Genomic DNA, 15,115 nt, shown 5'->3' with positions numbered 1-15,115 from the left:
GGATCAGGCCGAGAGAAGGCTTTCGATACGCGCGCGGTCGATGCCCTTGAGGCCGATCACGACAAGCCGCGTCTCGGCGGCTTCGCCGGCCTTCCACGGGCGGTCGTAATGGTGCGACACGCGCGGACCAACCGCCTGCACCTGCAGGCGCATGGGCTTGCCCTTCACATGCGCAAAGCCCTTGAGGCGCAGAACCTCCCCGGTCTCCACCGCCGCATTGACACGCGCTTCCAGATCTTCGGGCCGCAGAACCGATGGCAGATCGACAACGAATGTATCGAAATCGTCGTGCTCGTGGTCATGCGCATCGTCGTGATGCGTCTTGCGGTTCTCGATGTCGTCCTCGACGGCAAGCCCGAGACCCAGCAGCAGGGCAGGGTCCACCTTGCCATGCGCGCTCGGCACGATCTGCACATTGCGCGACAGATGCCCCGCAATCCGCGCGCGGGCGCGCCCGGCGGCTTCCTCATCCAGAAGATCGTTCTTCGACAGAACGATCAGGTCAGCGCAGGCCACCTGGTCGTCGAACACTTCTTCGATCGGATCATCATGGTCGAGCGAATCGTCGGCTGCGCGCTGTGCATCCAGCGCGTCCATGTCCGCAGCCACATGACCGTCGGCAAGCGCCGGCCCGTCCACCACGGCAATCACGCCATCGACCGTCACACGGTTCTTGATTGCCGGCCACTGAAAGGCCTGCACCAGCGGCTTTGGCAGCGCCAGACCGGACGTCTCGATCAGAATGTGATCGACCTTCGGCTCACGTGCGAGGATCTGGTCGAGCGCCGGCACGAAATCATCGGCAACCGTGCAGCAGATGCAGCCATTGGCCAGTTCGAGAACGTTTTCCTCGGGGCAATTGTCCAGCCCGCAGCTCTTCAGCACCTCACCATCAATGCCGGCATCGCCGAACTCGTTGACGATGATCGCCAGCCGCTTGCCATGCGCGCCTTCCAGAACATTGCGGATCAGCGTCGTCTTGCCGGCGCCGAGAAAGCCGGTCACGACGGTGCAGGGAACCCGGTCGAAACTCGTGGTCATGGGATATCCTTCAGGTGATGGAGTGTGGAGAACGATAAGACGCGGGTGAGGGGCGCACGGGCCTTTTGCGGCCGCGTACTGGCAGAGACACCATGAATGGTCGGGAGAAGGCGCGCAGCGGCGCTGTCAGCAGTCACAATGCACACTCCTTGCCCGGGACACCCGCCAGGCGGTCAGGATTTCATTCGCAGACGGCAGGTTTCCTGGCTCACGGGTCGATGCGCTCTCCAGCCTTCCCAGGGCAAACCCCAGTGGCGTGTCAGGTGCGCTCTCCGCTTACAGTTGCGGGGACAGCTGCGGCATTGGGCAAGGCCCGCACCGCATTCCCTCTTAGCCCTCTCCATTGCGGGAGAAGGACCGTCTGCTGCGCATTTACGGCTCGCCCGCCACGTCTGTCAATGCGGGCAACAAAGCGTTTGCGGGGCGTGGCGATTCTTGTATGCTCCGCCCGCTGTCGGTTCCGCTGAAGCGGACCCAGAGGGAACGTGGTGCGGCGCAATCGCGCCAAGACCACGGCTGCCCCCGCAACTGTAAGCGGAGAGCGTTTTCCTGATCGCCACTGAGGCATGACGCCTTGGGAAGGCTGGAAAGCGCATCGACCCGTGAGCCAGGAAACCTGCCGACGGCCTGAAAGAAACACCGCAACCCTCGGGTGGAGGGGAAAGGACCAGACATGAACACGCGTTTCCTGCGCACTTTTTCCGCATTCGCATTTGCATCGCTCTTCGCAACCAGCGCCCACGCCCATCACGCCATGGACGGGCAGACGCCCACGACCCTTTACGAAGGGCTGGTCTCAGGGCTCGCCCATCCCGTGATCGGGCTTGATCATCTGGCCTTCATCCTCGCTGCCGGCCTGTTTGCCGCCGTCGCCGGCATGAGCCTTTTCGCGCCGCTTCTCTTTGTTGCCGGCTCGCTTGTCGGCGTCGGCCTGCATCTGATGCTGCTCGATCTTCCGGCAGCCGAAATCGTCATCGCGGCAAGCGTTCTTGCTGGCGGCTGGCTTCTGGCGCGCGGTCGGGCCGTGGAAAGCCACATGCTCGTCTTCGCTCTGTTCCTGGTGGTCGGCGTGTTCCATGGCTATGCCTTCGGCGAAGCCATTGTCGGCAGCGAACAGACGCCGCTCATCGCCTATCTCGCAGGCCTTGCCGCAATCCAAAGCGCCATCGCGCTTGGCGTCTATCTTCTCGTCCGCTCGCGCGGCTGGGCGGTAGAGGCCATGCAGCCCCGGCTTGCTGGCGCCGCCATTGTCGGTGTCGGCATAACCTTCCTTGCCGGACAACTTGTCGGCTGAGCCGGCGGATCTGACGATGCGTTCACTTCATTTCGTTCTGGGCGGCGCGCGCTCCGGCAAGAGCCGCCATGCCGAAACGCTGATCGAAGCCGCGCCCGCGCCCTGGCACTACATCGCCACGGCCCAGGCCTTCGATGACGAGATGCGCGAACGCATCGCCATTCACCGCGCGCGGCGCAAGGGGGCAGTGGCGGGGCCGGGGGAAGTAGCGGGGGCGTGGCAGACCCACGACGCCCCGCTCGACCTGCCGGGCATGCTTCAAACCCTGCCGGCCCGCGAAACGGTTCTGGTCGATTGCCTCACCCTGTGGCTCAGCAATCTCATTCTCAACGACCATGAGCTAAAACCTGCCGCCGAGCGACTGCTTGCAGCTCTTGCCGCAAGAGAGGGAACCACGGTTCTCGTTTCCAATGAGGTCGGCTTCGGCATCGTGCCCGAAACCCCGCTCGGCCGCCGTTTCCGCGATGAGGCGGGGTTCCTGAACCAGAAAGTCGCCGCCGCTGCCGACAGCGTCACGCTGGTGGTTGCCGGCCTGCCCATGAAAGTGAAGTGACATGCGAGAGATCGACGCAAACGAAGCCGGGCGCCACAAGGCAAAGATGGCCAAACGCAAGGCTGTTCAGGATGCCGAGGTGCGCGACAAGACGGTCGAAAAGGGGCTTCTGATCGTCAATACGGGGCCGGGCAAGGGCAAGTCCACCGCTGCCTTCGGTCTTGCGCTGCGCATGCTCGGCCATGGCCGCCGCGTCGGTGTCGTGCAGTTCATCAAGGGCGCATGGCATTGCGGTGAGAAGGATGCCTTCGCCGCCTTTGGCGATCAGGTCTCCTGGCACACAATGGGCGAGGGCTTCACCTGGGAAACACAGGATCTCCAGCGCGACATCGCCGCCGCCGAGCGGGCGTGGGGAAAGGCCGAGGAACTGATGGCCGATCCGACGATCGGTCTTGTCGTTCTCGACGAGCTGAACATCGCACTGCGCTACGACTATCTCGATCTTGAACGCGTCGTGACCACGCTGACCAACCGGCGCGACGACCTTCATGTGGTCGTGACCGGCCGCAACGCCAAGCCAGCGCTCACCGAGGCCGCCGATCTCGTCACCGAAATGGGGCAGGTAAAACACCACTTCGCCGCTGGTGTGAAAGCGCAGAAGGGCATCGAGTTTTAGATCGCCCTGCTTTGAGGTGGTGTGTGGTTCGACAAGCTCACCTTGAGGGAAGCGGTATCCTGCGAGCCTGTTCATCAGCATGGAGACGCAATTGCAGCGTCTCTCCCTACCTCATGGTGAGCTTGTCGAACCACGCACCACGTCGCTGCCACGGATCAAATCAGATACCAAAGCCCCGCCGCCACCGCCACAAGCCCGATCAAAAGCCCGTCTGCAATCCGATAGAGCGTGAGCGCCCGGCGGATGTCGCCGGCATTGGCCTCGCGGCGGCCGCCATCGCCCATCACCGCGTCATCCACCACCTCGCCGCCATAGCGGCGCGGGCCGGCAAGGGCGAGGCCCAGCGCACCCGCCATCGCCGCTTCCGGCCAGCCGGCATTGGGCGAGCGATGATGGCGCGCATCGCGGCGCACCGCACGCAACGCCGCTCCGGCCGAGGCATCACGCATGAAGAACGCGGCGGCAATGAAGAGAAACGCCGTCAGGCGCGAAGCGGGCAGGTTGATCAGATCGTCGAAACGCGCCGCCGCCCAGCCGAAATGAAGATGCCGCGCGGTCTTGTGGCCGATCATGGAATCGGCCGTGTTCGCAGCCTTGTAGAGCGCGCCGCCCGCCAGTCCGCCAACCGCCAGCCAGAACACCGGCGCAACCACGCCGTCGGAGCAGTTTTCGGCAAGGCTCTCGATGGCCGCCCGCGAAACCCCGGCCTCGTCGAGGCTTTCGGGGTCCCGGCCAACGATCTGCGAAACCGCTTTTCGGCCTTCCGGAAGCCCGCCGGCGTCCAGCCCGTCCGCCACCGCTTTCACATGGCTTGCAAGGCTCCGCTGGGCGATCAGCGAACTGCCGGCAAGAGCGGCGACCAGCAGCCCGGCCCAGCCGGAAAGGGCCGTCTGGATCAACCAGCCGGCCAGACCTGCGAGCATCAGAATGCCGACCAGCGCAAGCGCGCCATTCAGACGGCGCGCACCGGGCGAAAGGGTTTCGACATTGCATCGCGCGTCCGCCAGCGCGATAAGACGGCCAATCCAGGTGACGGGGTGACCGATCAGGCGAAAGAGCTGCTGCGGATAACCGATGGCGAGCTCGACCAGCATGGATGAAAGGGCGATCAGAATGGACATCAGGCCTCGACTGGCTGACCGGGCGGCGGAGAAGGTGACCGATCACGGCGGCAGTCTCGTTCGGGCTTCGGCGCAGTTTCCAGACGCGCCGACGCCCTGGCTCGACCTGTCCACCGGCATCAACCCGCACCCCTATCCTTTTTCGCCCCTGCCTGCCAGCGCCGTCGAGCGCCTGCCCGAAGAAGCCGACATTGCCGCGCTGACCGCGCACGCGGCCCGGCATTACGGCGCGCCGTCTGCGGCAAACGTCATCGCCGCGCCCGGAACGCAGCTTCTTCTCCCGCTGGTCGCATCGCTTCTGGCACCCGGCCCGGCCCGCATTCTCGGCCCCACCTATGCCGAACACGCGCGCGCAGCCGCACTGGCCGGTCATGCGGTCGAAGAGGTGGAGAGCTTCGATGCGCTTCGTGGCGCGCGGCTCGCCGTGGTGGTCAATCCAAACAATCCCGACGGGCGGCTGATCGGTCGAAGCGACCTTCTGGATCTCGCCGCAAGCATGCGCGGCAATGGCGGCGTTCTGGTGGTCGATGAGGCTTTCATGGATGTCGGCCCGCAGGCCGAGAGCCTCGCCGGCGATCTGGAAGCCGGCAACATCCTCGTGCTGCGCTCGTTCGGAAAGTTCTTCGGTCTCGCAGGCCTGCGCCTGGGGTTCGCGCTCACCTCCACTGAACGCGCCCAAAAACTCTCAGGCTGGCTCGGTCCGTGGGCTGTTGCAGGGCCGGCGCTCCACGCCGGGCTCGAGGCGCTTGCAGACCATGGCTGGCAAAGCGCCATGCGCCAGAGGCTCGAAAGAGAGCGCTTACGTCTCGACGCGCTCTTTCACGAAAAGGGTCTGACCATCGCCGGCGGAACGGATCTCTTCCGCTTCCTGCGCCATCCGCGCGCGGCGGATCTTTTCGATCATCTTGGCCGCAGCGGCATTCTCGTTCGGCGCTTCGCCGGACGGCCGGATTGCCTGCGCATCGGCCTGCCGGGCGATGATGAGGCTTTCGAGCGCGTGCGCGCCGCACTTCAAAGCCGGGACGGGGGAGGGGCATAATGCTTTATGTCTGCCCCGGCGCGCATCTACAGCGCATGCTCAAGGCCACCGGCGCACAGCACATGATTTCGCTCACCTCGAACGGCGAGCCCCCGGCTCTGGATGATGCCAGCGCCGTGCCGAACCGCCTGCATCTCGCCATGCACGACATCGCGGATCTGCGTCCCGGCCTCATCGCGCCGGAGCTCGATCATGTCGAACGCCTGCTCGATTTCGCACAGGACTGGGACTGGCGCTCGCCAATGGTCGTGCATTGCTATGCGGGCATCAGCCGCTCCACGGCCGCCGCCTATGTCATCGCCAACGCCTTCGCCCGCGAGATGGACGAATTCGCCCTTGCGCAGATGCTGCGCGAGCGCGCGCCGAGCGCCACGCCCAATCGGCGCATCGTCGCGCTGGGCGACCGGCTCCTTGAGCGCGAAGGCCGGATGATCCGCGCGATCCACCAGATCGGCCGTGGCGCAGAAGCTTTTGCGGGCGAGCCGTTTCACTACCCCGCCCGCTGAATGTGAAACAGGCCCCGTAGATCGCCGCGCGTCCATCCAAGGGGCCTGTCCGTGTCACAGCGGCCTATTCCGCCGGTGTCGTGCTTGGTATGGCGGGTGTCTCCCAGCCATGGTCGCTCAGGTCAGCGATGGTCTCACCGCTATCGTGCCAGCCCTGTATCTCCGCCTCGCTCGCCCGTGGCGAGAAAAGCCCCGTATAGGCATAGACGAGCCCGATCACCGGTGAGAGCCAGCAGGCAAAGGCGAGCGGAATGTAGAGCAGGTTCTCCAGATGCCCGTCCGAGACGCCGAGCGCCAGCGCGCTGATGACGAATGCGCCGCCAGCATTCCACGGAACCAGCGGCGAAATCAGCGTACCGCCTTCCTCGATCGCCCGCGACAGGTTGAGCGTGGAATAGCCCATGCCGCGATAGACCGGCGCATACATGCGGCCGGGCAGCGCGATGGAAAGATAGGGATCGCCTGCTACCAGATTGGTCGCCATCGAGGTGCCGACGGCAGCCGTCTGGATGCCGGCGAAGCTCTTCACCTTCATCATGATGGCGCGGATGATCGTCTCCAGGCAGCCGGTCTTCTCCAGAGCGCCGCCAAAGCCGAGCGCGATCAGCACCAGTGAAATCGTCCACATCATCGACTGGATGCCGCCGCGATTGAGCAGCGAGTCGATTTCGCTCACACCCGTGTCGATCTTGTAGCCGCTATTGGCGTAGGTGAAGACATCATGCAGCCCGACGCCCTGCACGAGCATCGCCGTCAGGCCGCCAGCCAGAACGCCTGCAAAAAGAGACGGGATCGGCGGCATGCGCTTCACGGCCAGCGCGATCACCAGAATGGCCGGCAGAAGCAGCCAGGGCGAAATCACGAAATTGTCCTGCAGCGACGAGGTGATCGCGGTGATCTTGTCAAAGGATGCACCACCGGACTCGATCAGCGCATAGCCGGCGAAAAGGTAGATACCGAGCGCAATCAGCATGGAGGGAATGGTGGTCGGCATCATGTTCTTGATGTGCGAGAACACGTCGACACCCGTCACCGCCGGGGCAAGGTTCGTCGTGTCGGAGAGCGGCGAAACCTTGTCACCGAAGAACGCGCCGGAAACCACCGCGCCTGCCGTCCAGTAGACGGGTATGCCGAACCCCGCACCAATGCCCATCAGCGCCAGGCCGACCGTGCCGACCGTGCCCCACGAAGTTCCCAGCGACAGCGAAACGACCGCGCACAAAAGCATGGCGGCGGCGAGGAATATCTGCGGAGACAGGATGGTGAGACCGTAATAGATCAGCGTCGGCACCGTGCCGCTCGCGATCCACACGCCGATGATCATACCAACCGTGATCAGAACCGAAACGGAAGGCAGTGACACGTGGATGACGTGGAACACGCCCTTTTCGATGTCTTCCCAGTCAAACCCCAGCTTGACGCCGACAAGGCCGGTAATCGCCAGCCCTATGGCCAATGGCACATGCGGGGTGAAATCGTCGAAGTAGAATAGCTGTACGCCAAGCACGATGAGCGTGAGCAGCACCGGCGTGAGCGCAAGCGGTAAGCTCGGCAATGCCTTTTGCGAGGACGACATGTCTCTCTCCCATTATCGTTCGAAGAAAGGCGCGTTTTCCCCGCGCTCTTGTTCACTTGACGATAACAGGAGCAAAAACTCGTTTGGTCTTAATTTGCCGATTTCAAGGTCGATCAGACCAAATTTTCCAAAATCCTTGGATCAGTTCAGGCTTAAAGCATATCCCTAACAGAGCTGTTATGAGGTCATCCTGTCACCTCAGACCTCCTGCGAAGTCCGGGTTTCTGAAAGAATTTCCGCCGCGATCCGGAAGGATTTGAGGCGCGCCTCATGGTCGTGGATCTGGCCGGTGATGATGATTTCATCCGGCCCGTAGCGGGTGATGAACCCATGCAGCGCATCGCGCACCGTATCCGGGCTGCCCGCCGCTGTGCAGGCCAGCGCCTGCGCCACACCTGCCGCGATTGCCGGGTCGAACGTTGCTTCCACATTCTCCATCGGCCGGGGCAGGGGGCCTGGCCGCCCGAGGCGCAGATTGGCAAAAGCCTGCTGCATCGTGGACTTCAGAAACAAGCCTTCCGCGTCCGTATCGGCTGCAAAAACGTTCAGCGCCATCATGAAATACGGCTTCTCCAGATGCTCCGAAGGACGGAAGGTCTGGCGATAGATCTCGCTCGCCTGTTCCAGCGCCGCGGGTGCAAAATGCGAGGCGAAGGCGTAGGGCAGGCCCAGATGCGCCGCAAGCTGCGCGCCATAAAGGCTTGAACCGAGAATCCAGATCGGCACATGCGTGCCCGCGCCGGGAATGGCGCGCACTTGCTGGCCGGGCTGCCCGTCGCCGAGATAGGCCATCAGTTCCATCACATCGCGCGGAAAGCCGTCGCCATCTTCCAGCCCGCGCCGCAGCGCCCGCGCCGTCGCCATGTCGGTGCCGGGCGCGCGACCAAGGCCGAGGTCGATGCGGTCGGGATAAAGCGTCGCGAGCGTGCCGAACTGTTCTGCGATGACCAACGGCGCATGGTTTGGCAGCATCACGCCGCCCGCACCAACGCGGATCGACTGTGTCGCCGCAGCCACCTGGCCGATAAGCACTGCGGTGGCCGCACTGGCAATGCCGCTCATATTGTGGTGTTCGGCCAGCCAGAAACGGCGATAACCCCAGCTCTCGGTGTGGCGCGCCAGATCAAGCGTATTGCGCAGGGCGTCTCCAACACTCGAACCGTCGGGAACGGGAGCCAGATCGAGAACGGAAAACGGAACCATGGGGAAACTCCGGAGGGGCAGGACACTCCCCGGCATATGGGTGCCGTTCAACGCCGATCCAAGGGTGGCGCACCAAATGGCCCCTAAAGCAACGAACCGAGAGAATGCATCTGGGCCGCTCTTTGTACCACCGAACAGGTAGACAACGCCCCATTGCAGCGACGCTGTGCGTGGTTCGACAAGCTCACCATGAGGGAAGTTGTACCTGGCAATGAGCCTTGATCAGAGACGTTGCAAGGAGTTCAATAGCTAACCCCGTCCCTCATGGTGAGATGGCATAATCGCTTTCTCAGGGGGCAGCGGTTGCCCCCGGCGCTTCGGTTGAACCGTGGTCGACATGGTGTCGCCACAAAGCGAAGGAGGGAGCAACCATGGAGTATTATGCCGGATTGGACGTTTCAGAGGAAGCCACATCGGTCTGCGTGATTGATGGGCGCGGGCATGTGGTTGAGGAGATAAAGGTCTCCACGACGCCTGCAAGCCTCTCTTCTGCTTTGTCGGGTTTTGGCGATGCGCTTGCGCTGATCGGTCTGGAAGCCGGCGCGCTGACGCCATGGCTGGCCCGGGAGCTGAAGGCGCAGGCGTTGCCGGTTGCCGAGATCGAGACGCGGCGCATGAAGGCCTATGCCAAAGCCTCCACGGTGAAGACCGACCGGCGCGATGCCAGGATGATCGCCCAGGCATTGCGGGCGGGGCTGTATCGGGGGGTGCATGTCAAGGACGAGGCGGCCCACAGGCAGCGCCTGATGCTGACGGCGCGCGCGACCCTGCTTTCCCAGGCCCGCCAGTTGCAGGTCAAGATCCGTGGCGATCTGAAGCCGTTCGGCATCCGGCTTGGCCGCGTGGGCCCGGGAGGCTTTGCGGGGCGGGTCAAGGAGCGGCTTGCCGCGCGTGACGACCTTATGGCTCTGGTTGCGCCGATGCTGACCATGCGCACCGCCCTTCTTGCACAGGTGCGCATCTATGAGCGCGAGATCAAACGTCAGGCCGCCGCCGACCCGGTGTGCCGGCGGCTGATGACGGCGCCTGGCGTCGGATCGATCACGGCCTTTGCCTTCAAGGCAACCGTGCACCAGCCGGAGCGTTTCGCCCGCTCGGCCGATGTGCCGGCGGCCTTCGGCCTCGTGCCGCGCATCGACCAGTCTGGCGAGTACGAGCATATTGGCAGCATCTCCAAAACCGGTGACGTCATGATGCGCAGCCTCCTGTTCGAAGCCGCAAACGCGCTCCTGACGCGCACGAGGAAGAGTTTTGCCCTCAAACGGTGGGGGCTGAAGGTGGCCCGGCGACGTGGCATGAACCGGGCCCGCGTGGCGGTCGCCCGGCGGCTCGCCATCATCCTTCACCGCATGTGGGTCGATGGCAGCGACTTCCGCCTCATGCTGCAGGAAAGGCCGGCTTCGTCCAGCGCATGAGCGCGCCAGAGACTTTCCAGCCCCTTCTTCGACAGCTCTGACAGCGGTCGAAAAGGAGCGCGTCCGTCCGGGACGCACCGGCGCGGGCAATCGACGACGACAGGCTGGACGGCGGCCACGATACAAACCGGCCGCACGACGTTCCTGAGATGGTCATGCCCGTTTCCGACGCCATCGAGCGGCAGCCCGTGCGCTGACCCGCGAACAGAAGCAGGAAGCCCGGACACGCATTCCTATTGACCGTGATTACAGAAGCTTGTCGAACCACGCACAGCGCTCTAATCGCCACCGATGGCGCCCTCTTTTGCCAGCGCCTCAATCTCGTCCGCAGAGAAACCACTCGTTTCCAAAACCGCCCTGGTGTCTTCCCCCAGTGCGGGGGCGGGGTGGCGTAATCTGCATGGCGTTCCACTCAGCTTCACCGGGAAACCCAGCATTCGGATCGACCCATGGTTCGGCTGATCCACCTCGATCACCATTTCCTGCGCGCGCGTCTGCGGGTCATTCAGCGCCTCGGCCAGGTTCTGCACCTTGCCGCAGGGCACACCGGCGGCGTTCAGGCGCGCAATCCAGGCCTCCTGCGTGTCGCCGCCGACCGCGCCGTTGATCATCTCGTTCAGTTCGGCGCGTCGGCCGAAACGCTTTTCATTCGTGTCATAGCGCGCGTCCTCAAGCAGATGGCCAAGCCCCAGCACATCGAGAAAGCGCTTCAGGATCACATCATTCGATGGAGCCACCGCAATTTCGCCATCGCTCGCCCGGAACAGCCCGTAAGGGGCGACCAGCGGGTGGTCGTTTCCGGTGCGGGCCGGCAGTTCCCCAGTGGTGAAATATTCGGACGCCAGATAGGCCATCATGCTGATTGCGCCATTCATCATGGCGGTTTCCACGTGCTGTCCCGCGCCATTCAGGTCGCGGGCGCGCAGTGCGTTGACGATGCCGAAAGCGCAGTAGAGGCCGGCCACCAGATCGGTGATCGGCTGCGCAACCCGCATGGGTTCCCCGCCTTCCGCACCGTTCACGCCCATCAGCCCGCTCATCGCCTGTGCGATGAAGTCGAAGGCCGGGCGCTCCACATAAGGGCCGGTCGAGCCGTAGCCGTTCACATTGGCGGTCACCAGCTTCGGGTTCAGCGCCTTCAGGCGCTCTTCGCCAAAACCCATCCTGGCCATCACGCCGGGACGAAAATTGTCGACCAGCACATCCGCGCCGGCGATCAGGCGTTCCAGAACCTGCCGGCCGCTTTCACTGTAAAGATCGATGACGACCGACTTTTTGTTGCGGTTGAAGCTCGCATAATAGGCGGAAAACCCATCCCGCAGCGTGCCCTGTTCGCGGATAGGATCGCCCTTTGCGGGCTCCACCTTGATGATTTCCGCGCCCATGTCGCCCAGCATCATGGTGCAGAAGGGGCCGGAGAGAACGCGGGTCAGGTCGATGACGCGAATACCGTCGAGAGGCGCTTTCATGTCGGTCATCCCGTCAGCCATTGGCCGTCGCAACACTGTCCATGCCGTAGGTTTGAAGCCGTGGCCCCGCCTTCATAACCTGGCCGGGCAGGGTGCGCCCGATCACCGCTTCCGCCTGCCGCGAAACCCTGATCAGCCTGTCGAGATCGACGCCGCTTTCCACGCCGCATTCATCCAGCATGTAAACCAGATCTTCGGTGCAGATATTGCCCGTCGCATTCGGCGCGAAGGGGCAGCCGCCGAGCCCGCCAATGCTTGCCTCATAGCGGGTCACGCCTTCCAGAAGCCCGGCATAGACGCAGGCCAGCCCCACACCGCGCGTATTGTGAAAATGCAGCGCGATGTCGGCTTCCGGCACCGCCTCGCCAAGCGCGCGGCAGCGCTCCTGCACCAGCGGCGGCGTGGCCATGCCGGTGGTGTCGCCCAGCGAAAGCGTGGTGATGCCCATGTCCCGATAGGCCCGTGCAATGTCCACGATGGCGCTCACCGGCACATTGCCCTCAAACGGGCAGCCGAACGACGTCGCAATCGCGCCGAAGACGGGAATGTTCGCTTCTCCGGCAATCCGCACGATGTCCGCAAACCCTTCCAGAGACTGGGCGCGGGTGCGGTTCACATTCTTCAGATTGTGGCTCTCCGACGCCGACATGAAAACGACCATCGCGTCGATGCCGGCCTCGGCTGCACGAACCGCGCCCTTTGCGTTGGGCACCAGCGCAGTCAGCACCGCACCCTTCGAGCGGTCGATCCCGGCCAGAACATCTGCTGCATCGCGCAGTTGCGGCACCGCGCGCGGCGAAACGAAGGAGGTCACCTCCAGATGACGGATGCCGGCATCGATCAACCCGTTGACGAGGGCGATTTTCCTGTCCGTCGGCACGAATTCCGGTTCCGATTGCAATCCGTCGCGCGGCCCCACCTCAATGACGCTGACGGTCTCGGGGAAGCCCTTCACATGGTGGCCGGTTGCTGCTGTCACGATTTTTCCTCCCACCTGATTGCATCGGTAGACCGGATTGGTATACCGTCTCGCAAAGTCCGGTCAATGGCCCTTCAGAAAATGGCCACCGGAAGAACAATGGCGCGGCCCGGGCATCGGCTGCGCATCCGGGAGGAAGACAGACGACCCATGGGTGAGGCCGCGCGCGACATGTCCGAACAGCCGCTTGGCGAGCGCGTCCTGTCGCGCATTCGCGGCGATGTGCTGTCGCTCAAGCTCGCGCCGGGCGAGGTCGTCTCGGAGCGTTCGCTGGAGGCCGCCTATGGCGTGTCGCGCACGCCCATCCGGCAGGCGCTGGCAGAACTGATCCGCGAAGGGCTCGTGGTCAGGGCAGAACGCGGCTACGCCATTGCGCCATTCGATCTCCAGCAGCTCGAAGAGATCTTCGAATACCGCGAGATCGTTGAGGATGCGGCGATCCGCCTTGCCTGTGAACGCGCCAGGCCCGAAGAGCTGGATGTCATTCTGCGCACGGTGGATGAGGGCTTAAGCGATTTCACGCCGGACGACTGGTTCGAGGCCGGGCTCGACGTTCACGTGCAGCTTGCGGCCCTTTCGGGAAACCGCTTTTTGCGCGACGCGGTGCAGGATGCGGTCAACCGCACGATCCGCGCCCGCTGGCTGGTTGCCAGCTCGCCGGAGGCGCGCGCGATCGCCCATCGCGAACACAATGAAATCATAGCGCTTGTAAGGCAGCGGAAGACTGAGGAGGCCGCCGCCGCCATTCGCAGGCATGCGCAGGATGTGCGTGGGCAGATCCTGCAGGCGCTGGAGGATTCGCGTCGCCTTTTTGGCGCGCGCGGGTTCGTGGAAGGAGGCTGAGGCCGGTCAGGGAAACCGGCTTCGGGATCTCGCATCTCGGTTTCAACAAGGGAGGACTTGATGATGAAATTATCGAAGCTCTTTGGAGCGGCCGTCGTTTGGACGTCGCTCTCCGTTGCCGGCGCGACGGCAGCCGAATGCATTGCGCCCGCCGACCCCGGCGGCGGCTGGGACTTCACCTGCCGCACCATCGGCAAGATGCTCTTTGACCAGAAACGCGTGGACGCCCCGGTGCAGGTCACCAACATGCCGGGCGGCGTGGGCGCAGTTGCCTATGCCAAGGTCATGTCCTCGCGCGCCGATGACGCGGATCTGATGGTCGCCACCTCCACGGTGGGCGTCACGCAGATCGCGCAGGGCAAATATCCGGCAGACACATCCGTGATGCGCTGGGTTGCCATGCTCGGCACCGATGTCGGCGTCATTCTCGTGCCGAAGGATTCCGAATTCAAGACGCTCGACGATCTGGTTGCGGCGCTCAAGAAAGACCCGAGCGCGCTTGCCGTCGCCGGTTCGTCCGGTGCGGGCGGCTGGGACCACATCCGCCTTCTCATGCTGGCGCAGGCCGCAGGCCTTTCCGGCGATGACTACAAGCAGATCCGCTGGGTGCAGTTCGACGGCGGCAGCCCGGCCGTCACGCAGATGATCGGCGGTCAGGTGCAGGCGGTCTCCACCGATCTCGGCGAGATCGCAGGTTTTGTGGAATCGGGCGATGTGCGCATTCTCGCAGCCCTTTCCGACGACCGCATTCCTGCCTTCCCCGACGCCCCGACCGCCAAGGAGCAGGGCCTCGACGTGACTGGCTACAACTGGCGCGGTTTCTACACGGGCGGCGAGGTGTCCGATGAAGGCTACAGCGCCTGGGTCGACCGTCTGCAGAACCTCTATGACACTGATGACTGGAAAGAGACGGCGCAGGCCAACGGCCTTGTTCCGGTCTGGCGCGGCGGCGACGAATTCGAAGCCTATGTGAAGGACCAGTCCGAGCAGATGCGCAAGATTTCCCAGGAGATCGGAGTCATCAAGTGACAGACAGGATCGTCGGCCTTTTTCTTCTGGCCATTTCGATCTGGTACGGCGTGACCGCGGGAGACTATGAGGCGAGCTTCGGCGACCCTCTTGGCCCCGCGGCCTTCCCCGTCATGCTGTCCGTGCCTGCGGCCATTCTCAGTCTGGTCATGATCATCCGGCCCGATGAGGAACCGGCCTGGGTCACGGGCAAGCCGCTGTTGCTGCAGGTGGCGGCGGTCTCGCTGCTGCTTGCCTATGCGGGCTTTCTGGAAGTGCTCGGTTTTCCGCTTGCCACCTTCATCGCCGTCGCGCTTTTCGGGCGCATTCTGCGCAGTTCCTGGCCGAAATCCATCGCTTCGGCGGCAATCATGAGCGCGTTCCTGTTCCTCACCTTCGACAAGCTGCTCGGCCTGCCGCTGCCGCTTCTCCCAGAATTCGTGAGCTGATTT

The 15,115-nt window shown here is 63.8% G+C and carries 15 protein-coding genes and 2 riboswitches; of the genes, 9 read left to right on the top strand and 6 right to left on the bottom strand.

The features are described from left to right. Positions 1–3: 3 nt before the first annotated feature. Positions 4–1,041, bottom strand: coding sequence for a cobalamin biosynthesis protein CobW (gene cobW / locus AC4PTT_RS22120; RefSeq protein WP_206546430.1), 1,038 nt, complete (start codon positions 1,039–1,041; stop codon positions 4–6). 176 nt (positions 1,042–1,217) lie between these two features. Next, a riboswitch (cobalamin riboswitch) is annotated at positions 1,218–1,418 on the bottom strand. Between the two features lie 61 nt (positions 1,419–1,479). Further along, positions 1,480–1,679, top strand: a riboswitch (cobalamin riboswitch). Positions 1,680–1,714: 35 nt separating this feature from the next. On the opposite strand from cobW, the gene AC4PTT_RS22115 reads away from it, so the two are divergent. From AC4PTT_RS22115 to cobO, 3 genes are read left to right on the top strand one after another with little or no spacing between them, the layout of a single operon-like run. Continuing rightward, entirely contained in the window at positions 1,715–2,335 is a 621-nt protein-coding gene (locus AC4PTT_RS22115; protein ID WP_492162745.1) for a HupE/UreJ family protein, read from the top strand. A gap of 16 nt (positions 2,336–2,351) precedes the next feature. Next, positions 2,352–2,888, top strand: coding sequence for a bifunctional adenosylcobinamide kinase/adenosylcobinamide-phosphate guanylyltransferase (gene cobU / locus AC4PTT_RS22110; RefSeq protein ID WP_492162744.1), 537 nt, complete (start codon positions 2,352–2,354; stop codon positions 2,886–2,888). Position 2,889: 1 nt separating this feature from the next. Next, on the top strand, positions 2,890–3,504 hold the full coding sequence (cobO, locus tag AC4PTT_RS22105) for a cob(I)yrinic acid a,c-diamide adenosyltransferase (RefSeq protein ID WP_206553102.1): 615 nt from the start codon (positions 2,890–2,892) through the stop codon (positions 3,502–3,504). 155 nt (positions 3,505–3,659) lie between these two features. Here the strand turns inward: cobO and cbiB are convergent, their stop codons facing one another. After that, entirely contained in the window at positions 3,660–4,625 is a 966-nt protein-coding gene (gene cbiB / locus AC4PTT_RS22100; RefSeq protein WP_206995906.1) for an adenosylcobinamide-phosphate synthase CbiB, read from the bottom strand. On the opposite strand from cbiB, the gene cobD reads away from it, so the two are divergent. Then, on the top strand, positions 4,618–5,664 hold the full coding sequence (gene cobD, locus AC4PTT_RS22095) for a threonine-phosphate decarboxylase CobD (RefSeq protein ID WP_492162743.1): 1,047 nt from the start codon (positions 4,618–4,620) through the stop codon (positions 5,662–5,664). The genes cbiB and cobD overlap by 8 nt on opposite strands. Next, a complete protein-coding gene (locus tag AC4PTT_RS22090) occupies positions 5,664–6,170 on the top strand; it encodes a tyrosine phosphatase family protein (RefSeq protein WP_113157022.1) in 507 nt (168 codons plus the stop codon). Before cobD ends, AC4PTT_RS22090 begins: the two co-directional genes overlap by 1 nt. A gap of 64 nt (positions 6,171–6,234) precedes the next feature. Here the strand turns inward: AC4PTT_RS22090 and nhaC are convergent, their stop codons facing one another. Next, entirely contained in the window at positions 6,235–7,746 is a 1,512-nt protein-coding gene (nhaC, locus tag AC4PTT_RS22085; RefSeq protein ID WP_206546436.1) for a Na+/H+ antiporter NhaC, read from the bottom strand. A gap of 198 nt (positions 7,747–7,944) precedes the next feature. After that, the gene (locus AC4PTT_RS22080; RefSeq protein WP_492162742.1) at positions 7,945–8,949 is read right to left on the bottom strand and encodes an LLM class flavin-dependent oxidoreductase; all 1,005 of its coding nucleotides are present in this window, start codon (positions 8,947–8,949) and stop codon (positions 7,945–7,947) included. 371 nt (positions 8,950–9,320) lie between these two features. On the opposite strand from AC4PTT_RS22080, the gene AC4PTT_RS22075 reads away from it, so the two are divergent. Beyond that, positions 9,321–10,364: an IS110 family RNA-guided transposase gene (locus tag AC4PTT_RS22075; RefSeq protein WP_492162082.1), complete on the top strand. Its 1,044-nt coding sequence runs from the start codon at positions 9,321–9,323 to the stop codon at positions 10,362–10,364. Positions 10,365–10,642: 278 nt separating this feature from the next. Here the strand turns inward: AC4PTT_RS22075 and AC4PTT_RS22070 are convergent, their stop codons facing one another. Continuing rightward, positions 10,643–11,833, bottom strand: a complete 1,191-nt coding sequence (locus AC4PTT_RS22070) for a CaiB/BaiF CoA transferase family protein (protein ID WP_492162741.1) — start codon at positions 11,831–11,833, stop codon at positions 10,643–10,645. A 13-nt stretch (positions 11,834–11,846) separates the two neighbouring features. Then, positions 11,847–12,812 carry a hydroxymethylglutaryl-CoA lyase gene (locus tag AC4PTT_RS22065; RefSeq protein WP_206995914.1) on the bottom strand — a complete coding sequence of 322 codons (966 nt, stop codon included), beginning with the start codon at positions 12,810–12,812 and terminating at the stop codon, positions 11,847–11,849. Between the two features lie 150 nt (positions 12,813–12,962). Here AC4PTT_RS22065 and AC4PTT_RS22060 point away from each other — a divergent pair, with 150 nt between their 5' ends. From AC4PTT_RS22060 to AC4PTT_RS22050, 3 genes are read left to right on the top strand one after another with little or no spacing between them, the layout of a single operon-like run. Next, entirely contained in the window at positions 12,963–13,655 is a 693-nt protein-coding gene (locus AC4PTT_RS22060; RefSeq protein WP_206546440.1) for a GntR family transcriptional regulator, read from the top strand. A gap of 60 nt (positions 13,656–13,715) precedes the next feature. After that, positions 13,716–14,684: a Bug family tripartite tricarboxylate transporter substrate binding protein gene (locus AC4PTT_RS22055; protein ID WP_206553095.1), complete on the top strand. Its 969-nt coding sequence runs from the start codon at positions 13,716–13,718 to the stop codon at positions 14,682–14,684. Next, on the top strand, positions 14,681–15,112 hold the full coding sequence (locus tag AC4PTT_RS22050) for a tripartite tricarboxylate transporter TctB family protein (RefSeq protein ID WP_162742448.1): 432 nt from the start codon (positions 14,681–14,683) through the stop codon (positions 15,110–15,112). The genes AC4PTT_RS22055 and AC4PTT_RS22050 overlap by 4 nt, the downstream gene beginning before the upstream one ends. The last annotated feature ends 3 nt before the right edge of the window (positions 15,113–15,115 follow it).

This window comes from Nitratireductor sp. WH36-1, assembly GCF_058725515.1.
Note: the sequence above shows the minus strand (reverse complement) of the source record. Positions and strands in the feature narration are given on the sequence as shown.